This window comes from Quyinboa ferrireducens, from assembly GCF_042436675.1.
Classification (GTDB): domain Bacteria; phylum Bacteroidota; class Bacteroidia; order Bacteroidales; family UBA5342; genus JBHJHP01.
Genome location: NZ_JBHMVA010000010.1, coordinates 169,442 through 192,458, shown reverse-complemented (window position 1 = coordinate 192,458; position 23,017 = coordinate 169,442). Strand labels below are relative to the sequence as shown.

Below are 23,017 nucleotides of genomic sequence, written 5' to 3'. Positions count from 1 at the left end.
TCTGTTACAGTGTTACCACTTATATTGGCATCATCAAAATTGAAATGGAGTAAAAGATCAGAAGTATACTTGGTAGCCTCATTTGCCAATACAGTTGCCACAAATGTAGTATCTGTTCTGAAACGTCCCTTTATCAGAGTAGCTGTTAAACGCACATCAGTATCAAGATAATCCGGCCTTGTAACTACACCCTCTTCCGAAATCAAAGCAGGTGTACATGACCATCTGATTGTAACGGAGTTATCAATACTGCCCTCTGTAGGCAGGGTAAGATCAGATGTTACAGCACTTAGATCGCCTAATGACAATGCATCTCTTTCGGTATTCAACTCTTCCGGGAAACCGGCATTATTATTCTCGTCATATGCATTATTCAACTCATCCAGAACATTATACACATCCAAGCCAATACCAAACGGAGACGACAATTGAATTTCACCTTCTGACAATGCCTTACCATATAGTCTGAAATCGTAAACCAATGTATTTTTCAGATATACGTCAGCTGTATAACATGAACGGCCAAGCCAGTTGAACCAGGTTCCTTCTCTACCTGCTTTTTTCAAAGATGTTGAAGGAAGGTTAGTCACAGAACCACTTACCGCAACATCACCATCTATATAAACAGTTCCCACAGATCCATTCTGTACATAAAGCACATGATGCCATTTTTCTTTCCATCCTGTTGTATTTGCAGGACTAACACCCGGATTAATTTGCTGCTGATCACCACCATAAATAGTAGGTGTAATAGAGAATCGGTGATCGACCAAACGCTCTATCATCGCACCATTTCTGTCCACATCAATATCATCCGTATTCGAAATACACCAGATAAAGTTACCATTTGAACCAATATCGGTATTTTCTTCCTGTACAAGATAGTAAGCGGATATGGTATAGTCTCCGAGTAAATATATCTCTTTACCAAAATCAGTTCCCATATCGAAGTAACCTGTTCCGTTACCGAGATCCAGTACATTATACTGCGTTGTATTACCAATGGTTCTGATTTTTGCATCATTGTAAAGTCGTCCCACAAAAGCATTATCAGAAACATCAGTCACTTTTATGGAATCGGGATCACTAAAATCCAAATCTTCTTCTGCAAAGTCCCACTGTGCTATTAAATCGGCAGCTTCAGTGCTTGCAGGGACAAAGGCATCAAAGCGCTTGGTCATGGTATACACAATACCATCCTGTTCCATGGAAAGAGTTGCCGTAAGTATAACGGTTATATCGTATTTTTCAGGTGGTGTTACATTTCCCAAACTATCAATAATAGTTGTATCGGATGAGGCCCAGTCAATGGTTACATTACCATCTGCTACAGGTAAAGTAAGATTACCACTCACTTCTTCTATACCTTCCACAGTAAGATTCTGATAAGCCGTAGTCAGTTCATCGGGTAGACGGCTCCAGGCCAGACTCAATACCTCTTCATCAGTCAAAGCTCTGTTATAAACCCTAAAATCGGCCACACTTCCATCCAAGAAAGGATCTGACCACATGGATTTACCAATGTAATTCTGTGTAAAAGCTTCTGTAATTAAGGAAGGATTCAGTGTAAATGCATTATTCTGACCATCCACTACACCATTTATATAGATTTTCCCTACAGAGCCTTCAAGAGTTACAACCAGATGAACCCATGAGTTGAGAGGAAGTGGTGTCGCAGCATTAATCTGCTGTTCTGTTCCACCGTCTTTAAATGAAAATCTGGGTGTACTTCCGTTTGAAACTGTAAAAAACATGTAATAATCTGTTCCTGATCCAAAATCAAAAATACGGGCCCAGGTTGCCTTGGAATTCAGATATGCCCAGCAGGAAATGGAAAAATCGGTATATGAATGAATTTTATCTCCTACCGCCTGTTCAAAACTAAAATACGGAGACGTTGTATTGGCGGCTCCTCCTGATAGTGTTAGCACGTTTAATCCATCCTTAACACCAATAACCGCTCCATCGGTAAGGGTACCACCTGCTCCAGCTATTAGATCTGTAACAACTCCGGCATCTTCTGATTCGAATGTAAAATGATAATCCAAACCGGATGCCAAATCCTGGGCACTTATAAATGTTCCCATTAATACTCCCACTGAAAGAAACAACATTCTGTACAGCGATTGCGTGTTTTTAATTAGATTTTTTTTCATAAATAAATTTTGTATTTAGCTACATCAATATTTTAAAAATTAAAACAAATTTAGTTAAATATGTTTATTCTTTAATATTACAAATATTAATTTTTCAAGTTCCTTTTATAAGCTGTTTCATATCAACTTATCAAATCAATGTTTTGATTGCCTGTTTAATAATTATAATTAATCCATCTTACAACACTGAGATTATGCCGCCAACAAAAAATGGCATTTAAATAATATCTGCCTAATTAGTTGGCTTAGGTAATCAGGTTCAAACACCAAACAATGCCATAAAGAATTAATAATTTTAATAATATGGTATTATCAGATCCTTCAACTAAATATTTTAGATAAGCCCAGTACTCCCAATATAAAAGGCATAAGGGGTAAAATTACACCTAAAAGAGTTAGTAATAACCGAATTATAATTGACGCATTCCAGATTTTCCATGCTATAGTGGGAAAACTAACAGAACCAGAAAAAAGTATCTGAATGTATATCCATGCTTAATTATAAAGTTTGAAAATTTGCTCATATGTGCCTGCAAAAACAATTTGTCATGACAAATATATTAATTTTACTTGTTATGACAAATAATATTTTTAACTTTGAAAGCATATCAGTGATAAGATTAATTTAGTTCCCGTATAAAAGGTATAAGCTGTTAAGAGGTGAAATAATAAATGATGGATATTAAACTTGACGATATAATAAATCACAGAATTTCTATGCTATCACTTTTTATGAAACGGCATATTATAAAAATTATAGCGGATAACAATCTGGGAATTACACCTGAGCAATGGGTAATTCTTTCCTATTTATGGGAGGAAGACGGTCTCTCCATAGGTGAAATAGCAAGCAGGTCAAAAAAGGATTTTGCGAATGTAACCAGAATTATAGACAAGCTCATAAAGCTGGGGTATGTTACAAAAAAAAGAAGTGAAAGGGATGGCAGAATTTTTCACATATATCTTCAACAAAAAGCGGAGATTATTAAGAATGATGTACAAAATTGTTGGCAACAAGCATCTGAGGTTGCTTTAACAGGTATAGCCCCTTCCGAACAACAACACTTTATGAAAACACTGGAGGAAATTGAGAATAATATATTAAATGATTTACAATAAAAAATTAAAATTATGTCAAAGCTCACAACTGAAATGAAAGAGATGATTGGGTCTCAACAATGTTTTCATGCTACAGTAAGTAAGGATGGATTACCAAATAATGCACCCAAAAGATCAACCCGGGTTTTTAACGATGAAACGTTAATTTTCACGGAAGGTACAGGAGGAAAAACCTATCAGAATATACTGGACGGTTCTAAAGTAGCTGTAGCAGTAGTGAACCGAGAGATCATTGATGGTTACAGATTTATAGGCACTCCGGAAGTGTTGACCAGTGGCGATATTTACGATAAATCTGCAGAAATGTCTTTGAAAGCAGGGATGCCAAAACCAAAAGCTGTAATTCTCATCCATATCGATGAAATTCACAGCTTAAAACCGGGTCCAATGGCAGGCAAAGTCATCGGATAAATCCGAAAAATGATATTACGGTCAGTATACCCTGACCGTAGCAGCTTTAGCCCTTTCGCTGATCATTGAATTCAGGTAAGGGCTTTCGCTGTATTTCCGCCGGTAAGCGTCATCAATCTGTTTATTTATATCTACTCCTGAAACAGCTTCAAAATGTACGTCTTTTACCAAACCGGCCGCCTCAACCTTTCCGGCTTTTTGTTTCATGGCTGAACCATACCATTTGGATCTGGTTCCATTGTATGCCCTGACATAAAGTTTATCATCTACCGAAACCGACCATATCCAGGTTGGTGTGCCGTAGGTTTTCCCATCGTCCCGGAACGGTGCAATATGAAAATCATCCTTTTCAGCTATCTGAGCTATCTCTTCTTTTGATAATCCTGTTGTCATCTTCAGTATTTTTTACATTTCATAACCCGGCTCTTTATAGAGCATCTCCTTTTTCCCTATAATCTCATTCGGATAAATGTCTTTTCTCCATTCATCAAAAGTGAAATCTTCAATGGACACCGAGTATGACTCATCGCCATACCCAATGACCTTCTGAGCAGCCTTAACGACTTCCTTAGCCAGTTTTTGTTTCTGCTCCTCTGTTTTACCTTCCAGTAATCTTATATGAAAGTGTGGCATAACTTTTACAAATTTGGATTAGTCACGTTAACCTTCCAGCTTGTCGTACTCTTCGTCAGTAACAGGTTCCAACCACTCGTTTGTAGCATCTTCGGCAGGAACCGAAATGGCAATATGTGCAAACCAACTATCTTTTGCAGCTCCATGCCAGTGGTTTACTTCAGGTGGAATATTTACTACATCACCAGCTTTTAATTTCTGTGCCGGTTTTCCTTTTTCCTGGTACCAACCTTCACCAGCCGTGCAGAGAAGTATTTGTCCTCCTTTATGATGAATGTGCCAGTTATTGCGACATCCCGGCTCAAATGTAATATTGGCAGAAAAAACACCCTCTTTTGTTAATAACGCTATATAACTCTGACCTATAAAGTACTCTGCATAGGCATCATTTTTTATACCTAATGGAAATGGTTGTTTGAAATCACTCATTTTATATTCTCCTTTTTATTCGACTATTTATTTTCCGGTATTGCCTCATTTATACAGCTTATCGCATTCAATGTTCTTGGAAAGCCCATGTAGGGCAAACATTGCGTAATTGCTTCAAGCATGGTGTTTTTATTATTCCCAACACTCAGGTTCCCATACACGTGAGATTTTACCTGGCTTTCACAACCTCCCAGAGCACTCAAAATACATAAGGTTAATAATTCACGTGTTTTTAAATCCAGGGTGCCTCTGGTGTACACATCGCCAAAACAAAATGCAGACAAATAATTCTGAATGTGTTTCTGATTTTCAGGTGCATTCTCGTGCATTTTATCGATAATATCACCGAAAATGTCCTTTTGTACATTTAAGCCTTCATCGAAACGGGTTTCTTCCGTTACTCTTTTCTGGCTTTCAACGGGAAGTGTAATCTTTGCAGCTTTGAAAACTTCATTTACCTTCTGTATAGCGTTTAACGTTTTTGGAAAGCCTAAATATGGACCACACTGGTAGATTGCTTCTTTAATTTCAACCGGTGACACACCAATGTTTAAGGCAGCAAAAACATGTGCAAGTAATTGCTCCATTGTTTGATTGGTTGTTAACACTACCAGCGTAATCAATTCCCTCATCTTATCAGATAAATCGCCATGATAAAAAACCTCACCAAAAATAAAGCGATTCAACATTTCCTGAAGGTCCGGATCTGTTTCCTCAAACGGGCCTGAATGTCTACCAAAGAGCTCTTCAAACTTCTTCTTACTTAATTCTACCCTGTCCATAGTCTGTTTTTATTTCAATTTTCCCCCATAAACAGGAAACATACTGGCATCGCCATAGTCCTTAATCTGTTCCATATTTTTCAGAACTTCCATATCCTCTGCCGAAATCGCGAAATCTACATCAGCATTGTTTTGCATGTGATCCGGATTCGCTGTTTTGGGTAATGGCAGCAAACCAAGCTCCAGACAATAGCGAATGGATAACTGCGGTATAGAAACACCATATTTTTCAGCCATGTTTTTCACTTCACTGTTCTTCATTAATTCTCCATGAGCAACCGGTGAGTAAGCTTCCACAAGAATGTCGTTCTCCTTACAAAAGTCTATCAGTTCGAAGGGTGTATTACTGATGTGTGTCAGAATCTGGTTCACCATTGGTTTAACAGTGCACGACTGAAGAATATTTTCAATATCAGCCTTCTGAAAGTTTGACACACCAATGGCGCGAATTTTTCCGGCTTTATATGCATCTTCCAATGCTTTCCAGGCTTCCCTGTTTCCTTCCTCATAATGATCATCTTCATGAAACTCCATCCATGGTTTCGGACTGTGAATAATCATCATATCAATGTAATCCAGCCCCAGTGTTTTAAGTGACCCGTCAATGGAAGCTACAGCGTCGTCATACGACTTAACTTCAGCAGCCAGCTTGGTGGTTACAAAAATCTCTTCACGTTTCAGTCCACAGGTTCTGATTCCTTCACCTACGCCTCTTTCATTCTGATACGCCTGAGCGGTATCGATATGCCTGTATCCCATTCCAACAGCATCTTTTACTGCTTTTACCACATCATCATCACTAATGAACCATGTACCCAAACCCAGTTTGGGAATCTCAACTCCGTTAGACAGAGTGTAATTTTCCTGTAAAATCATAATATCTCCTTTATTAGTTTTGTTCTTTTAATTTCAATTATCAATATTTATCTTATTAAAATGTTGCTGCATCAATAACATACCGATAACGCGCTTCTTTATTAACAACCTTATCCCAGGCTTCGTTTATCTGTTCCGCAGAAATTATTTTAATTTCGGGCTTAACGCCATTATCGGCACAATAGTGAACCACCTCCTGCGTTTCCGGCATTCCTCCAATCAGCGAGGCATTAAAATTAACCCGTGTAGATGCCAGAGCAATATTGCTAAGATTTATCTGAAAGCCCTCAGGCATACCCACGTATGTGAAGTTACCATAAGGCTTTACACAAGCCACGTAAGGTGCAGCATTAAACTGGTATGGAATTGTACATATCATATAATCCAGTTGTTTAGTGTAAGGCTGCATGTTTTTAAACGCTTCATCAACTACAATAACCTCTTTAGCTCCCCATGATTTAATATCATCCACTTTATCAGGGGTAGTTGTAAATGCATAAACTTCTGCGCCTTTTGAAACCGCAAGCTTAACAGCCAAATGACCTAATCCTCCAATGCCCGCAACTCCCACCTTATCGCCTATTTTAAAATCTTCTTTCATCAGAGGAGAATATGTGGTAATTCCCGCACACAAAAGCGGGGCTGCTTCCTGTAGACTAATATGGTCAGGAATATGAACGGCAAAATGATCCCTCACAACAATATTGGTAGAGTAACCACCCTGGGTTATGCCTGTTGGTGATTTTTTATCCGGGTATCCGTAAGTAAAAAGCGTTTTGCCATTTTCACAATAATGCTCTTCTCCATGCTCGCAACTATCACACTCCATGCAGCTGTCAACCATACACCCTACACCAGCCCTGTCACCCACTTTAAATTTGCTGACATTTTTACCCACAGCAGTTACAATACCTGCGATCTCATGCCCGGGAATCTGAGGATATTGTTGTTGCCCCCAATGTCCTTTCATCTGATGAATATCTGAATGACAGATACTGGCATATTTAATATCAATCAGAATATCATTGTCTCCAAGCGGACGGCGTTCAAACGTCCAGGGTTTTAATTTTCCGGATGTATCGAAAGCTGCATAACCTTTCGATTTAATATTCTGTTGTACTGATTCATTACCTTGTCCAAAAACACTCAGCGGATTGCTGAAAATAACACCGGCACCGATTCCGGCTATAGCAGACTTCTGGATAAATTCCCTTCTGGATTGTCCAGCCTTCTTATCGCTCTTTTTTTCGTTCATTTTTTCGTTCATAGTCTCTTTTATAAATTATTTAAACGGAATATGGGTTATCTTTTCACATACTGACAGCAGCTTTTCCTGTAAAACTTCATCGGCAGCTTCGGGTTTAAATCTTTCCTCTTTTTTATGATACAGTAATCTGCCACTTTTTAAGGCATCCGGATCCTGGGAAACAGCCAGCCAAGCCTGTGTCTCATAACCCTTATCGAGATCGTCAGTCGCCCCGTTTCCACCCATTTTGGTTGGCACCCAACCCGGATCAACCGCATTAACAATCATATCCGGATATTTCCGTGCCAGCGCCAGTGCCAGCATTAAATCATGGAGTTTGGTATCAGAGTAGCCTGGGAAATTGGTTCCATCTACTATCGACTCCAAACGATCCTCAGTAACAGTACCACTACGATGCAAGCCGGAGCTGAGGTATATCAGGCGCTCAGGACGATTAATTAATGCGGTAAGGATATATGGGGCAAGACTATTGACTGCAAATAAAAGCGGAATGCCATCCCTGCTTTTAGCGTTCGCTGCAACATGTAATATTCCTGCATTGTGAATAATGGCATCAAAACTGCCCAACGCATTCACATTTTGTGCCAGCTCTTTGGTTTCACCTATAACTGACAAGTCACCGGTTAGTACGGCCTCCGCATCGGGGACCAGGTTTCCGGCATCCTCTGCTCTTTTGTCGTTTCGTGCATGAAGCACAACGCGATGGCCTTCTTTAATAAGCTTTTGAGCTGTAAGTAATCCAAGTCCGTCTGATGATCCCGTTATAAATATCCGTGACATAATATCTTTTTTATCCGTTTTCCTCCGAAATATATTTAATAACTTTTGCCGGTATTCCTCCAACAATCACATTATCAGGCACATCCTTATTAACAACAGCCCCTGCCGCAACAATTGAATTTTCTCCTACCGTGACACCGGGCAAAATAGTGGCAGCAGCACCGATCCATGCATTGCGTTTAATGATGACAGGCTTCACTTCCAGTGCCTTTCTTTTAGCCGGATCAATGGGATGTCCCTCCGAGAGAAGATTTACCTTTGGCCCGATCAACACATCATCTTCTATGATAATTTTACCAAGGGCAAGCATGGTACAGGCGTGATTGATGTAAATGTTTTTACCCAAACGCACAAACTCGGCATGATTAACGAAAACCGGTTTCTGAATATACGTTGTAGGATCCAAAGGTTCACCCGACATTTCACCCCAGATCCGGCGCATTTTATCCGGTTCAAACGTAGCATTATACTGAATTAATAATTCGGATGTCCGCAAGCCTGATTCGCCAATCTGGTTATACTGAGGATCGCTGAAAGCAACTATCTCACCTGACTGCAGACGCTCAAAAACATTCTGACTCATTTCGCTTTTTAATCAATTTGTGCATATTCTTCATCTGTCACTGCGTCCTTCCATTCCACGATACCCTTCTCTGTATTTGGAACAAGATAGATATGGCTCATGCTGGCATCTTTTGAGGCACCATGCCAGTGATCGACATTTGGGGGACATTTCACTACATCCCCTTTATGGATAACTTCAATGGGTTGCCCTTTAATCTGATGATAGCCAATTCCGGCTGTTACAATCAAAATCTGACCGGCTGGATGCATATGCCAGTTACTTCTGGCTCCGGATTCAAAATATACTTCTCCACCTGCAGTGGTAAACACAGAATCATTATCCACCAATCCTTTAACGTAAACATTACCTGTAAAAAACTTTGCAGGTGCCAGCTGCCCCTTTTCAAAAACATGTTCAACTTCTGTTTTGGCATCCTTATTCTGACTGTTGGTACAGGATGCAAGGATCACCACAAAGGTCAGAACAGTTGTTTTTAAAATTGTATTTAAGTATCTCATCATCGTTGTATTATTTTTCAGTTTAACATCAGATCCGGACTATGAACGTTTCTGTATCTTTTTTACGACAGTTCCATTTTGTCCCGTTTCAATTTTCACAAAGTAAATTCCAGAAGGAACATGATTTATATTTACTGTATTATCCTGCGATGTCATGATGCTTTTACCATTAATATCGAGCAACGATATTCGGTTAAAACGCCCTGATACGTTCAGGCAATTCTCTTTCTGATCCAGATAAACCTGAAAAAGGTCCTGGTTTTCATCCTTATGTTTAATACTGGTAGCCGTATCAGCAAGTTCCAGTTTAACTGATACATCTCCTTCACCCAACACAGCTTTTAATTCCTGCTGAGTTATGTTGTTAATTTTTCCAAGCCGGGTAAAGTTCCATGAATTTGGTGCATAATAAATGACCAGTGCACTTCCCTGGTATAGAATAATATCTCCCGGTTCTGTTGTAATCTGTTCATCATTTCTTGGTAAGCTTGTTCCAATTGAACCAACTTTTTCCATGCTGCCATAATCATGCATTTCTATGGTCAACGGCTTATCCTTTAACAACTCAATTAAAGCAGCTGTTGAAGAATTATCCACTAAAGTTGCCGTAAGCTCGGATGTATTATTGACAGTTAGTTTAATCATCGTTTGCTGAGCTGAAATTCCGGTTGCTGTTAAACAAAAAACCACCGTTAAAAAGAAAGTCTTGAATGATCTCATTGTTTTCGTTTATAATGTTTTTATGACTTATCCATAATTTCATGTTACAAAGGTGAGGAGAAAAAACAACTAAAAATTACCAAAATTACAGAGCCTCTTACCCTGATTACGGAATCATCTGCCATCGTTCTCAGAAAATAACAGTTTCGGCACTAATCGCTGAATTATAAAGGCATAACAGGTCTCATATGAAACCTTTACCGCTGCTATTCAACTGATAAAATTGCTTCTTCAACAGGAATATCACCCGTACTCAGGGCCATTACCTTACCTATGGTTTCCTGATGCTTTAATACTTCCAGAATGGTGGTAGCCACATCTTCCCGCGGTACCGTTTTCTGAAGATTCGTCGACCCCGGGGTTACTGTCACTTTTCCAATACCATCTTCATCAGTAAGCCTTACGGGCCGAATAATGGTATAATCCAGCAATGATTGTTGCAATTCCTTATCGGCAAAATGTTTGGCAATATAATAGGGCTTAATGCCGGACTGTTCCCATTTTGAACGATCATCGGCCAGGTAAGCACTGACCATCACGTAGCGTTTAACTCCGGACTGCTCAGCAGCAAGCATACTTTTTACAGCGCCATCCAGATCGACCTCCAGTGTTTTATCATAGCCTGTTTTCCCACCTGAACCAGCAGTAAACACAACGCCATCCATGCCGATCATTGCTTCAGCTATTTCGTCAATACTGTTCTCAAGGCTTCCAACTTTTACCGAAATTCCCAGTGCATCAAAGAATGGTTTTTGTTCTTCCTTTCTGATAAAGGCAGTGGGAGAAAAATTATCTGATTCTTTCATTTTCTGCGCCACCAGTTTACCTATTTTCCCATGAGCGCCAATAATTAATACATTCATGATTATTTGGTTTTATTATTTAGTCATTTTGTTCTGAAGATTGCACAACAGCATGCAACAATTCATGCAGTTTCGCGGCACTTTTAAAAGTTGGTGCATTACGGGTATTATTCCGGATATCTCCGGCCAGAAGCTTATAGATACAAGCTACATTTCTTGCAATGGAATTGTCCGGCAGACCATCGTACATATCAGATGGAGGAGTCAATGGTTTCAGTTCCTCATCCTCCCCTTTTGCGCCTTTTATTTCAAGTTGTATCATTTGTCCATGACCGTTGGCTCCTGAAACCTGAATATCGCCATCTGTCCCATTAATTTCCCACAGAAGATTGGTGCCTTTTGACATACCTCCACGGTAATGCACAGATACTGCTGCTCCACTTTTAAGTTTCCCTGCGATTAAAATCTGATCTTCAGCTGTTTTTGGTTTCAGTTCGCCGGTATCTGTAAGCTTAACCTGTGGAAAGTTATTGAACATCTGAGCTTTTAGTGTTTCAAAATCGCCTAGCACGCTTGTTAATCCGGCCAAGGTATGACCTAAAGGTATGTTAAGCATATCAGCACCGTTCGCTTTATCAAACAGATAATAAGAATCCGTGGTTGCCATATCACCCCAGTTGCCTCCCGAACCAATTAAAGTGGTTGATAATACTTTACCAACATAGCCATCTTCAATCAGCTTTTTCAAATAAAGTACTTCGGGTGCATTTACCATTTGCGTTCCAACAACCGCGACTACGCCTTTACTTTCTGCTAATTCTGCTAATTGTTTCGACTCTTCCAAGCCATTGCCAAGAGGGTGTTCGCAGTACACATGCTTGCCTGCTTCCAGAACAGACTTAACCAGTTCATAATGGTGAGGTACTTTCACGGTGACCACCACTAAATCGACTTCGGGCGATGCAACAAGTGCATCAGCATTTTCAAATGCATATGCTAAGCCCAGTGCATCTGCTGTTGCTTTCGCACTCTCCGGTGTACTGTTGGCAACACCGATGACTTCAAAATCGTCTGTTAAAGATTTCAGGGCCGGGATGTGAGCCATCGCAGCCCAATGACTGCCTGGATTCAATCCTATAAAACCAATTTTTATACGTTTTTTTTCCATAAACCTATTTTGTTTTAGTGTTTAATATTTTATTAAAGACCTATATATTAAGTCTTTATCTTTTCAAAACGGGCAAATGAGGATAGCCAAAAATTAAAACTATAATGCTGGTCTGCACCTTCAATTTGGCTGTAGAATAAATGGGTGCGTAATACTTCTATCAAATATAGAAACTTACAATACAAAGATTGGATAAAATACCTTAAAGTATATTACCTGCATTACAGGTATCCTTACCATAATTACAGAAATGGAAATTATCCTTTTTTCAAAATCAACGGAAGCTTAAATAAGCTAAGATAATAGGCCGAGATTTAAGTGTTGTACTTTATTCAGGTCATGTAACCGGCATTTCATTCAACCATTTACTTTTGAATAATCGAAATAAAAATATTGCACCTCGAAAACACAGTTCAATGCACATGGCAATCCATACACCACGTAAACCCATTACCGGAGCTAAGATCGCAGCCAGGACCAAACGTATAGCCCATATGCTGGAAAAATTCATAATGCTTGGGACAAGCGTATCTCCTGCTCCTACAAATACACCATATGCTACAATTGAAGCGGCAAACATCGGCTCAGCAAATGCTTCTATCCGCAACGCCATCACTCCCAGCGATATTATTTCGGTATCCGGAGTCATAAAACGCATTATTAAAGGAGCAGCAAAATACATGATGGCACCCATCACTGACATGACCAGCATTCCCAGAAAAACGGTGATGTATGCAAATCGTTTTGCCAAATGTTTGCGCTGGGCACCAAAGCTTTGGCCCACCAAGGTAGTTGCAGCTTCTGCAATTCCATACCCTGGCATATAGCACAATCCTTCTGCTGTAATGGCAAAGGAATTGGCTGCAATTGAAGCTACTCCTAATGGCGCCACAATAACCGTAGATAATATTTGTGCTCCCATAATAACGGTATGCTCCAGGGTCATTGGAAAACTTATTTTCAGTGCTTTTTTTAATATATTTTTCTGAGGCCGGAAGCTTCCTTTTTCTTTAGTTAAACGTAAGTTTTTATCTTTCGTAATCAGATATGATAACAATAAAACTGCAGTAACAAAATAGGCAATGGCCGTACCAAGGGCAGCACCGACGACTCCCAGGTTCGCACCCGGGACATGCAAACTGAAGCCCAGAACGTGTAATTCTCTGGATGGGAAAATCAGAAAAAAATTAAAAATAACGTCCAGTATTGTCATTATAACATTCAAAGCACTTGGGATATGCATATTCCCACTACTTCGCAACATACCACTGGCAAGAAAATTTAATTGAAGTGCAGGTAATGATAAAATAAATATTAAAAAGTATTTTGACGCATCAGCAGCAATCGAATTATCACCTCCCAACCAATAAGGCAATCGGGGCGCAACCACAGCACCAATAGCTACCAATACCAAACTAAACAATAACGTACTTATTATGGCTTGTCTGAGTATGGCTCTCGCCCCTTTACGGTCATTTGCTCCAATGCGATGCGCTACCTGAACCGAAAATCCCGCAGCGACAGTGGTACATATTCCCCAAAATAACCAGGTGGATGAAACCACAAGTCCTATAGATGCCGAAGCATGTGCACCTAAACTGCCAACCATCGATGCATCAATATACTGCATGGCAATGGATGAAAATTGCGCGATAATTGCAGGAATACTCAAAAGTACTGTTAACTGCAGTTGTTGCCTGAATGATAAGTGCTCTTTGTTCTGTAAAAGCGACAATAAATAACTACTTCTTTTCAAAAAGTTCTTTTTATTGTTTCACGATAGCATCCAACACATTCTTAATCCGTATCAATCCCTCCTGTAATACTTCTTTTGGACAGGCAATATTCAAGCGGATAAATCCCTCGCCGGCTTTACCATAAATTGTTCCTTCATTCAACCATACCTTTTCACGATCCAACATTTGTTTTACAAGTTCTTCAGATGAACTGTTTAACACCGAACAATCAATCCACATCAGATAGGTTGCTTCAAGGGGAAGAATTGGAAATTCAGGTAAGTTTTCGGAAAAGAAATCTTTTACCATCAAATAATTCCCCCATAAGTATTTTTTCAAATTATCAATCCAAAGTTCTGAATCCGGATGTGTATATGCCGCAATTAAAGCTTCAACTGCAAAGGGACTGATATCACATACTTCGTTAATATTTATCGCTTTATCTACAAGTTTTCGTATTTCTTTATCGTAAGCAAAAATATTTGCAACCTGTAATCCGGCTAAATTAAAGCTTTTGCTGGGGGCTGTACAGGTCACAGAATTTTCTAAATATTGCAATCCTAATGAAGCAAACGGTATATGGGTATGCCCCGGATGTACAAGATCGCAATGTATTTCATCCGATACCACAAATACATTATTCCGGAAACATATTTCACCGACCCTTTCCAGTTCCTCTTTTGACCAGGCACGACCTGCAGGATTATGCGGATTGCACAACAGCATCAGTGTTGTCCCCGGATCGGCAGCCTTTTCTTCCAGATCATCAAAATCAATGGAATAGATCCCATCGGAGTAAATTAAATCATTGGAAACACTCTCACACTTATTATTTCTAATAGATGAGAAGAAGCAGTTATAAACCGGTTCCTGGACAATAACTTTATCTCCGGGATTAGTCAGTGCTAAAACAGCTGCTGAAACAGCAGGCACAACACCCGTAGTATATATCATCCAGTCCTTTTCGACATAAAAATTATGTCGACGTTCAAACCAACTAATTACAGCCTGATAATAAGCATCCGGAACCTTAGCATAACCATATATCCCATGCTGTACTCTTTCGGCAAGGGCATCAATGATTGGCTGAGCTGTTTTAAAGTCCATATCTGCCACCCACATTGGAAGGACATCAGGATTAGAATTGCTGTCCCATTTGTATGAATTACTTCCTCTGCGATCAACAATTTCATCAAATTTACCAGGCATATCAAACATTCACTTCATTTTCAACGGTTATAACACAAGCACCCGGTTCTTTGCAATTTTCATCAATAATCACTTCGCCAATACTTTGTGCAACGATCTCTCCACCCTTAGGATTTTTTACACTTTTGACAGGGCTATTAATTTCTGCTTTAAGTGTGCTGTATTCAAAGGCTAAATCAGCATCATCCTTCATGATGCAATTCTCCAAGACAAGATTTTCAGCATAACATAACGGCTGCGTTCCACTGATCACACAATTGACCAAACGAAGGTTTTTTGAATGCCAGCCTAAATATTCGCCTTCAATAACAGAATCGTAAACAGTCACATTTTCGGTATTCCAGAAAGCATCTTTACTCTTTAAGTTTGAATTATGTATTTCAACATTTCTGGTATATTGAAAACTGTAGTTCCCCTGAAGCAAAAGATTGTCGATTTTAATGTTATCACAATTTTTGAATATATAATCACCATTTTTTACATTAACATCCTTAAATTCTATATTTCTGCAATACCAGACACATTCTACGGCATCGTTGAGCTGAACATTTTCAACATATAAACCGTCAATCTCACGAAACATTTTTGGTGCATCCACGCGAGTATTTAACATCCGAAAATTATTACAATACCAAATAGCAGCACGTCCATATGGTGTAAACAATGAGTTCTTAATAACTGTATTCCTATTGTGCCAGAACGGATACTTCCCATAAAACTCACAATTATCGGCATAAATATCACGAGCTTCCTTTAAGGCTGATTCACCAGGATAAAACTTTACATTTATAAGCTGTAAATCGTGGGCCGCAAACAACGGTCGCTCTCCCTCAAAAAATCTATTTTCTAAGCAATTCATCAGATAGTTTCTTTATAATATTCATTGATGCAAATATCAGGATAGAAACTAAATTAATATGACCATAATTCCAGTACCTGCTACCAATATTACGGTTTCAAACCAGTAAAATGCAATAGACAAAATACGTTTACCGCCTAAATCAAGATGTGAAATTTTTCCTTCAGTAAAGATGATTACTAAACTCCAAGTCCAACAACAGAATATTCTCAATAATAAATCAATGCATTCTGGATTGAATACATTGATCATTATGAGTAACGTATATAGGAATTCTGCCGGTTAGAAGGAAACGCCGGTCAGTTTTTCGGACAACTCCCAGAGTTTTCCTGCCTTTTCTTCATCCCTTGAAAGTTCATTGGATTCTACTTTTACCGGATATCCCTTCATTTCCATAAAGCCATCAGGTCCGAAGTAATCACCCGGTTTTGCGTCCGGATCGGTTGCAGCTCTCAGAGTTGGCAGTGTTCCTTTCTCTACCTTTTGTGCAAAAAACAGGTTCATGAATCGGAAAAAGGGTGTATGCCTGGCCAGTTCTGTAGATGTAGCTCCTGGATGCGCTACAGTAACCAAAGGTCCATCAGGATCACCACTCAGTTTTCTGCTTAGCTCATAGGTAAAATACAGGTTTGCCAGTTTGCTGTCGCCATAGGCACGGTTGGTGTTATATTTTCGTTTATCCCAGTTAAAATCAGAAAAATCCAGTTTACCCATCCGGTGCCCCATACTGGAAGTAGCAACAATGCGGGAACCTTTTGTTTTTTTCAGGAGTGGCATCAAATGCCCCGTTAGTGCAAAGTGCCCCAGGTGATTCGTTCCCATCTGTATTTCAAAGCCATCCTCTGTTCTCGAAAAAGGACACATCATAACACCGGCATTATTAATTAAAATATCCAGCTGTGTGTATTTTGATATGAATTTATCCGCAAATGATTTCACCGATTTCAGACTGGCAAGGTCAAGATCCATCACATCCACTTCGGCCGCAGGAAACTGATTTCTGATTTCTTCAGCAACACGATTTCCCTTTTCGGTATTTCTGACCGCCATAATAATTTTCGCTCCCTTACCAGCCAAAACCCTGGCCGCTTCCTTGCCTAAACCACTCGTTGAGCCGGTCACGATTACCATTTTCCTTTTTTGATCCGGAATATCCTGTGTTGTCCATTTTGTTTTCATCTCAATTCTGTTTAGCCAGTAATTTACAAAAAAAGATTCATATAGGTATCTAAAAGAAATTACACCAATATTTAACCGTTCTCAACCAAAATGTTATCAATTAGAGGAATAAACAAAACACCTCTGAAATACCGGGAGTTTTGTTTATTCAATGTTCTGATTTGTTCATGGGATCATCTTTTACTTCAATCTTTCCTTAAAGAAGGATTCCAGTTTTTCAAAAGGAATATAGTTTTTATCACCACCGTCATACAAATCGATGTGATTAGCCTCAGGTATGATTACCAACTCTTTGGGTTCTGCAGCACGTTCATAAGCCTTTTTACTCCAGTTAATAGAGTGTGCATTTTCTCCAACAATAATTAAAACCGGACGTGGCGAGATCTCTTCGATATGGCTTATTAAAGGAAAGGTCATAAATGACAGTGCACTTGTCAGGGTAAAATTGTCCAAGGTATTCGGATGCCAGCCTCTTTCTGTACCATAGTATTCAAAAAACTCTTTCATAACCGGAGGTAATATACCCGGTGCTTTTTTGGCGGGTTTTTTAGGCCACCCCATACCAGGCATTTTAGGTTCTCCTTTTTCAAAGTCCTCCCAACGTTGTTTCGCCAGGCGCTCTTTTGTTTTCTCACGATCCCTGGCAGTTGTACTTCCATCTATGCCATTTCGAATCCAGTCACTAATATCGTACATACTTGCTGTTGCAACAGCTTTAATGCGGGGATCTGCCTGCGCTGCCGTTAGAGCAAATCCTCCACTGCCACAAATTCCAATTACACCAATTTTATCCCGATCAACAAAGTCGCGGGTACCTAAATAATCAACACCTGCACTGAAATCCTCTACGAAAACTTCAGGACTTGATAAATCTTTTACATCACCACCGCTTTCACCATTAAATGATTCGTCGAAGGTTAAGGCTACAAAACCCCGTAACGCCATTTCCTGAGCATATACGGTTGGTCCCTGTTCTTTGACTCCTCCATATGGTGCACCAATTAAAATGGCAGGATGCTTCTTAGATTTATCAAAATCTTTTCGCAGATACAAATGTGCGGCAATACTTATACCAAAACGGTTTTTGTATTGCACAGGCGTTAATGATAATTCCGGATTCAATGGTTTTGTCAAATAAATATCATCGCCCTGCGCTAATTTTAATGGTCCATCATTTTGACTATACATTATTCCTGTAAACATCAGGATTATTAATGTCAAGATTACTACTTTCTTCATGTTTATTTGTTTTTAATTTATACTCTATAATTTATTGTAATCATTATCTGAAACCGGTTTCAACCATTCTACCTTTCCTCCGTTAGCCGGAATTGATATTGCAACATGAGAAAACCAGCTATCCCTGGATGCTCCATGCCAGTGGTTGACATCTGTGGGAATATAAACCACATCACCGGCTTTAAGAGATTTTGCAGGTTTGCCATCCTCCTGGTACCAACCTGTTCCGGCAGTACAGACAAGTATTTGTCCTCCGTCATGATGAACATGCCAGTTATTCCGACAGGTCGGTTCAAAATTCACATTGGATAAAAATAATGGTGTTTTACCGGGCATAGTGACCATTTTCAAATATGAACGTCCGCTAAAATATTTTCTGAACATAAAATTGTACATGCCCATACCAAACATGTTTCCCTTTTTAAATTCATTCTTAGTTAAGTACTTATCCCGGTATTCGAAAGTACTTTTACTTTCTTTCACAGGTAGTGAATTGTATTGGTCATCCGAAACAGCTTCAAGCCATTCATTACGACCTTCCTCTCCGGGAATTTCCAAAGAGATGTGGCTAAACCAACTCGTAGCTTTGGCACCATGCCAGTGTTTTACTCCCGCGGGAATATAAACAAAGGAGCCCTCAGACAGGCTGAGCGGTTTATCACCCTCCTGCTGATACCAACCCTCTCCAGCAGTACAAAGAAGCATTTGCCCACCTCCACTTCTTGCATGATGAATATGCCAGTTATTCCGACATCCCGGTTCAAATGTTACATTTGCCATAAAAACCGGACACTCCCCTGGTTTCGTCAGTGGATTAAGAAAAGATTTTCCGGTAAAATATTTCGAAAACATATCATTTGGCATCCCAGTACCAAATATGTTTACTTTTTCGAATGCTGTTTTGTCTGTGTACTTCATTTCAATTTCTTCTTATATTATTCTTCACGGTATGTTCATTATTCGTTTAATGAATAATTTCATCCGGAACAAAATTCGATGTAAAAGTTTAATAAAACAGACCCGGATTACGGAATAAGATACCCGCATTACAGATAACGCCCTAAAACTCTAATTTTCAGATTATTTAACAGGTTACACTCGCCGAATTCTACCCTAATTACTGTATTACTTACCAATATTACAGAATGTAAAATATCTTCGTATTTTATATCAGATACTTCATTAATTTTGGGTCATATTTTAACAAAAATAAAGATGAATGACATTTTTAAAATCAATTCTGTAACAGAGTATAACAACATGGTAGGACAGGAAACGCTGCACCCTTTGGTTAGCGTTATTGATTTTTCAAAACTGCAGCCATTTTATGATCCGGACATTCACACTCACTATTCCAAAACACAATTGAACGTTTATGCTATATTTTTAAAAGACATCAAATGTGGTAGCATGACCTATGGAATACAGAACTACGATTATGAGGAAGGTACTTTATTGTTTATTTCTCCAGGACAGGTATTTGGAGTTGAAGGTGATATTAAAAATGAGTCATTATCCGGAACAGCTCTGATTTTTCATCCGGACCTTCTCCGGGGAACTACGCTGGGTAAACATATTGATGATTATACTTTCTTTTCATACGAAGTAAATGAAGCTCTGCATTTATCATCAAGGGAAAGAGAAAGCATAAACGAATGTTTCAAAAATATAAATTACGAATTACAACATGCGATTGATAACCATAGTAAAACACTAATAGTATCTTATCTGGAACTGTTCCTCAACTATTGCAAACGGTTTTATGAGCGCCAGTTTATCACCCGAAGCCATGTTAATAAAGATATTCTGGTTCGCTTTGAAAACGTTTTAAAGGATTACTTTAAAACAGATCTTCCAATTGATTTGGGATTGCCATCCGTGCGTTACTGCGCAGAAAAACTATTTATTTCTCCAAATTATCTTGGCGACCTGTTGAAAAAAGAAACCGGAAAATCAGCACAGGAACACATTCAGCAGAAAATGATTGATGTGGCTAAAGCTAAAATATTTGACACAGATAAATCAGTTGGTGAAATTGCTTACGAGTTAGGATTTAAGCATCCTCAGCACTTTACAAGGATGTTCAAAAAAAGCGTTGGAATGTCACCAACAGTTTATCGAACGTTTAATGAGAATTAAGCGCGGTTTCACATAAATAAGATTAAAAACTAAAAAGACATACAACATGATTTTAGAAGAAACATATACATTATCGAATGGAATTAAAATTCCAAAACTTGGCTTAGGAACCTGGTTCATTAACAATAAAAATGTAGAACAGGCTGTAAAAGATGCCGTAAGAAACGGTTACAGACATATTGATACAGCCCAGGCTTATCGCAATGAAAGCGGTGTTGGTGAAGGAATAAGAAATTGTGGTGTTAAAAGAAATGAGATGTTTGTGACCACCAAACTGGCTGCAGAGGCAAAATCGTATAAAAAAGCAGTGACAGCCATTGACAAATCACTTACAACACTCGGTTTGGATTACATTGACTTGATGATTATTCACAGTCCACAACCGTGGATGAAATTTCGTGGAAACGATCCATACTTCGAAGGTAACCGCGAAGCCTGGAGAGCACTTGAAGAAGCGCATAAAGCAGGTAAACTGCGTGCAATTGGAGTTTCAAATTTCGAAAAACAGGACATCGATAATATCCTTGCTTCCTGCACAGTAAAACCAATGGTCAATCAAGTCTTAGCTCATATAAGCAATACACCCATGGATCTTATCAAGTATTGTAAGGAGAAGGATATTCTTGTTGAAGCTTATTCGCCGGTTGCACACGGAGAACTATTAAAAAATAATGAAGTTAAAACCATTGCAGAGAAATACGGTGTTTCAATTCCGCAATTATCGATTCGTTACTGCCTTGAGCTGGGGCTTCTTCCCCTGCCTAAAACAGCAAATCAGGATCATATGAAAAATAATGCTGATGTAGATTTTGTTATAGCTGAAAATGATATGGATATCTTAAAAAACATAGCTAAAATTAAAGACTATGGAAGTGCCAGTATGATGCCGGTATATGGAGGCAAGATGAACCTGAAAACACTACTTGCAATGATATTTCGGACTAATCGCAGTTAGTTTAAATGAAATAGTTACAGAAACCTCAATTACCATTAGATAATGGTTTTTTATTGTCTTAACATCTCAGCTTATTACCTAAATCCACTATTTCTTACCCAAATTACGGAATATGGTTTAACAGTGGGTTAAGCTGATAATTGTTGCCTATCTTTGTAAGTGTAACCGATAAGATTTTTATTATGAGTCAGGTTAACAGAATAAATTCAGTAAAGGAATACAACAATCTGGTTGGACAGGAAACCCTGCATCCATTGGTAAGTGTTATTGATTTTTCCAAAGTTAAGCCTTTTGAGTTTTTCAAGGCGCATATGAATGTGTATGCCATTTTTTTAAAGGATATCAAATGCGGTAATATAACGTATGGGATTAACAACTATGATTATGAAGAAGGCACGCTGATTTTTATATCTCCGGGCCAGGTTTATGGCGTTGAAAGCAATGGCGAAAAGCAACAGGCCTTCGGCACTGCCATCATCTTTCATCCGGATCTGATCCATGGCACATCGCTGGGCAAAAATATTCAGGATTATACCTTTTTCTCATATGAAGTGAATGAGGCATTGCACCTTTCTGCGAGGGAAAGAGAGATTATCAACGATTGTATCAATAAAATAAACTACGAACTTGAACATGCCATTGATGCACACAGTAAAACACTTATTGTATCTTACATTGAACTCTTTTTAAACTATAGCAAGCGATTTTACGAACGTCAGTTTATTACACGCAGCCACGTTAATAAAGACATCCTGACACGCTTCGAGCATGTATTAAACAATTATTTTGCATCTGATGAACCTCTTGAATCGGGATTGCCGTCGGTTCGCTACTGTGCCGATAAGCTGTTTATTTCACCAAACTACCTTGGCGACTTGCTAAAGAAAGAAACAGGAAAGTCAGCACAGGAACACATCCAGCTTAAAATGATTGGTGTAGCTAAAGAGAAGATTTTCGACTCTGAGAAATCCATCAGTGAGATAGCTTATGAGCTGGGGTTCAGGCATCCCCAGCATTTTACACGGATGTTTAAAAAGCAGGTGGGAATGTCACCGATTGAATACCGTCACCAAAACTAAAACAACCAGATATAATAAAAAACCCCGACTTCTAACGTAGCCGGGGTTTGGTTCCGATTATTTACTACTGCTTATAGCTTACAGTAAATACTTAATGTCTTAAATTACTTCGCTCACAGTAATCATTATGCAGTGCTGAATCAAAATTGAATGCATCCTAAAACGGATCGGTCAGTTTTTCCTGCCTTTTCTCTGCTTCATTATAAAACCAACAACACCCATAAATCCCCCCATGAATCCGCTTATAGCTCCACTCATGCCATTATTGAATGCATTCTGAGTATGTGTTTGCGGAAAAGAGATGATGAAATATACCATAATAAAACTCATAATGAATCCCATTATTCCTCCTATGAGTCCCTGTTTTACGTAAGTCTTAACCATGTTTTATTCTT

At 38.9% G+C, this 23,017-nt stretch carries 25 protein-coding genes; 5 read left to right on the top strand and 20 right to left on the bottom strand.

Annotated features, from left to right (window positions below; genetic code table 11):
• Nucleotides 1–2,156 (bottom strand): LamG-like jellyroll fold domain-containing protein (locus ACE01N_RS14415; RefSeq protein WP_380590356.1); only part of this gene is annotated, 2,156 nt, incomplete at its 3' end.
• A gap of 675 nt (nucleotides 2,157–2,831) precedes the next feature.
• Here ACE01N_RS14415 and ACE01N_RS14410 point away from each other — a divergent pair.
• Both ACE01N_RS14410 and ACE01N_RS14405 read left to right on the top strand, forming a co-directional pair.
• Nucleotides 2,832–3,275, top strand: coding sequence for a MarR family winged helix-turn-helix transcriptional regulator (locus tag ACE01N_RS14410; protein WP_380590353.1), 444 nt, complete (start codon nucleotides 2,832–2,834; stop codon nucleotides 3,273–3,275).
• A 12-nt stretch (nucleotides 3,276–3,287) separates the two neighbouring features.
• Nucleotides 3,288–3,686, top strand: coding sequence for a pyridoxamine 5'-phosphate oxidase family protein (locus ACE01N_RS14405; protein ID WP_380590350.1), 399 nt, complete (start codon nucleotides 3,288–3,290; stop codon nucleotides 3,684–3,686).
• A 21-nt stretch (nucleotides 3,687–3,707) separates the two neighbouring features.
• On the opposite strand, the gene ACE01N_RS14400 is transcribed toward ACE01N_RS14405, so the two are convergent.
• From ACE01N_RS14400 to ACE01N_RS14315, 18 genes are all read right to left on the bottom strand, one after another.
• Complete coding sequence (locus tag ACE01N_RS14400) at nucleotides 3,708–4,079, bottom strand: DUF2255 family protein (RefSeq protein WP_380590347.1); 372 nt, start codon at nucleotides 4,077–4,079, stop codon at nucleotides 3,708–3,710.
• 12 nt (nucleotides 4,080–4,091) lie between these two features.
• On the bottom strand, nucleotides 4,092–4,319 hold the full coding sequence (locus ACE01N_RS14395; protein ID WP_375727085.1) for a tautomerase family protein: 228 nt from the start codon (nucleotides 4,317–4,319) through the stop codon (nucleotides 4,092–4,094).
• A 27-nt stretch (nucleotides 4,320–4,346) separates the two neighbouring features.
• Nucleotides 4,347–4,748 (bottom strand): cupin domain-containing protein, encoded by a 402-nt coding sequence (locus tag ACE01N_RS14390; protein ID WP_380590344.1) that lies wholly within the window; start codon nucleotides 4,746–4,748, stop codon nucleotides 4,347–4,349.
• 23 nt (nucleotides 4,749–4,771) lie between these two features.
• A complete protein-coding gene (locus ACE01N_RS14385) occupies nucleotides 4,772–5,530 on the bottom strand; it encodes a carboxymuconolactone decarboxylase family protein (protein ID WP_380590341.1) in 759 nt (252 codons plus the stop codon).
• Nucleotides 5,531–5,539: 9 nt separating this feature from the next.
• Nucleotides 5,540–6,406, bottom strand: coding sequence for an aldo/keto reductase (locus ACE01N_RS14380; RefSeq protein ID WP_380590338.1), 867 nt, complete (start codon nucleotides 6,404–6,406; stop codon nucleotides 5,540–5,542).
• Between the two features lie 55 nt (nucleotides 6,407–6,461).
• On the bottom strand, nucleotides 6,462–7,661 hold the full coding sequence (locus ACE01N_RS14375) for an NAD(P)-dependent alcohol dehydrogenase (protein ID WP_380590335.1): 1,200 nt from the start codon (nucleotides 7,659–7,661) through the stop codon (nucleotides 6,462–6,464).
• 27 nt (nucleotides 7,662–7,688) lie between these two features.
• Nucleotides 7,689–8,453 carry an SDR family NAD(P)-dependent oxidoreductase gene (locus tag ACE01N_RS14370; protein WP_380590332.1) on the bottom strand — a complete coding sequence of 255 codons (765 nt, stop codon included), beginning with the start codon at nucleotides 8,451–8,453 and terminating at the stop codon, nucleotides 7,689–7,691.
• Between the two features lie 10 nt (nucleotides 8,454–8,463).
• Nucleotides 8,464–9,036: a DapH/DapD/GlmU-related protein gene (locus tag ACE01N_RS14365; RefSeq protein WP_380590330.1), complete on the bottom strand. Its 573-nt coding sequence runs from the start codon at nucleotides 9,034–9,036 to the stop codon at nucleotides 8,464–8,466.
• 8 nt (nucleotides 9,037–9,044) lie between these two features.
• Nucleotides 9,045–9,539: a cupin domain-containing protein gene (locus ACE01N_RS14360; protein ID WP_380590327.1), complete on the bottom strand. Its 495-nt coding sequence runs from the start codon at nucleotides 9,537–9,539 to the stop codon at nucleotides 9,045–9,047.
• A gap of 36 nt (nucleotides 9,540–9,575) precedes the next feature.
• The gene (locus ACE01N_RS14355; protein WP_380590324.1) at nucleotides 9,576–10,256 is read right to left on the bottom strand and encodes a cyclophilin-like fold protein; all 681 of its coding nucleotides are present in this window, start codon (nucleotides 10,254–10,256) and stop codon (nucleotides 9,576–9,578) included.
• Between the two features lie 206 nt (nucleotides 10,257–10,462).
• Entirely contained in the window at nucleotides 10,463–11,119 is a 657-nt protein-coding gene (locus tag ACE01N_RS14350) for an SDR family oxidoreductase (RefSeq protein ID WP_380590321.1), read from the bottom strand.
• Between the two features lie 19 nt (nucleotides 11,120–11,138).
• Nucleotides 11,139–12,227 (bottom strand): Gfo/Idh/MocA family protein, encoded by a 1,089-nt coding sequence (locus ACE01N_RS14345; protein WP_380590318.1) that lies wholly within the window; start codon nucleotides 12,225–12,227, stop codon nucleotides 11,139–11,141.
• Between the two features lie 337 nt (nucleotides 12,228–12,564).
• Nucleotides 12,565–13,983: an MATE family efflux transporter gene (locus ACE01N_RS14340; protein ID WP_380590315.1), complete on the bottom strand. Its 1,419-nt coding sequence runs from the start codon at nucleotides 13,981–13,983 to the stop codon at nucleotides 12,565–12,567.
• A gap of 10 nt (nucleotides 13,984–13,993) precedes the next feature.
• A complete protein-coding gene (locus ACE01N_RS14335; protein ID WP_380590312.1) occupies nucleotides 13,994–15,181 on the bottom strand; it encodes a MalY/PatB family protein in 1,188 nt (395 codons plus the stop codon).
• Nucleotides 15,174–16,031 carry a DUF3737 family protein gene (locus tag ACE01N_RS14330; RefSeq protein ID WP_380590309.1) on the bottom strand — a complete coding sequence of 286 codons (858 nt, stop codon included), beginning with the start codon at nucleotides 16,029–16,031 and terminating at the stop codon, nucleotides 15,174–15,176. Before ACE01N_RS14330 ends, ACE01N_RS14335 begins: the two co-directional genes overlap by 8 nt.
• 282 nt (nucleotides 16,032–16,313) lie before the next feature.
• A complete protein-coding gene (locus tag ACE01N_RS14325; protein WP_380590306.1) occupies nucleotides 16,314–17,210 on the bottom strand; it encodes an oxidoreductase in 897 nt (298 codons plus the stop codon).
• Between the two features lie 180 nt (nucleotides 17,211–17,390).
• A complete protein-coding gene (locus tag ACE01N_RS14320) occupies nucleotides 17,391–18,449 on the bottom strand; it encodes an alpha/beta hydrolase (RefSeq protein WP_380590303.1) in 1,059 nt (352 codons plus the stop codon).
• 24 nt (nucleotides 18,450–18,473) lie between these two features.
• Nucleotides 18,474–19,367, bottom strand: coding sequence for a cupin domain-containing protein (locus ACE01N_RS14315; RefSeq protein ID WP_380590300.1), 894 nt, complete (start codon nucleotides 19,365–19,367; stop codon nucleotides 18,474–18,476).
• Nucleotides 19,368–19,664: 297 nt separating this feature from the next.
• Here ACE01N_RS14315 and ACE01N_RS14310 point away from each other — a divergent pair, with 297 nt between their 5' ends.
• The 3 genes from ACE01N_RS14310 to ACE01N_RS14300 all read left to right on the top strand — a co-directional run bounded on the left by ACE01N_RS14310 (nucleotide 19,665) and on the right by ACE01N_RS14300 (nucleotide 22,622).
• Nucleotides 19,665–20,588, top strand: a complete 924-nt coding sequence (locus ACE01N_RS14310) for a helix-turn-helix domain-containing protein (RefSeq protein ID WP_380590297.1) — start codon at nucleotides 19,665–19,667, stop codon at nucleotides 20,586–20,588.
• A gap of 46 nt (nucleotides 20,589–20,634) precedes the next feature.
• On the top strand, nucleotides 20,635–21,543 hold the full coding sequence (locus tag ACE01N_RS14305; protein WP_380590294.1) for an aldo/keto reductase: 909 nt from the start codon (nucleotides 20,635–20,637) through the stop codon (nucleotides 21,541–21,543).
• Nucleotides 21,544–21,725: 182 nt separating this feature from the next.
• Nucleotides 21,726–22,622 (top strand): helix-turn-helix domain-containing protein, encoded by an 897-nt coding sequence (locus tag ACE01N_RS14300; protein WP_380590291.1) that lies wholly within the window; start codon nucleotides 21,726–21,728, stop codon nucleotides 22,620–22,622.
• A 171-nt stretch (nucleotides 22,623–22,793) separates the two neighbouring features.
• Here ACE01N_RS14300 and ACE01N_RS14295 read toward each other — a convergent pair whose 3' ends face one another.
• Nucleotides 22,794–23,006, bottom strand: a complete 213-nt coding sequence (locus ACE01N_RS14295; RefSeq protein WP_375720739.1) for a hypothetical protein — start codon at nucleotides 23,004–23,006, stop codon at nucleotides 22,794–22,796.
• Between the last annotated feature and the right edge of the window lie 11 nt (nucleotides 23,007–23,017).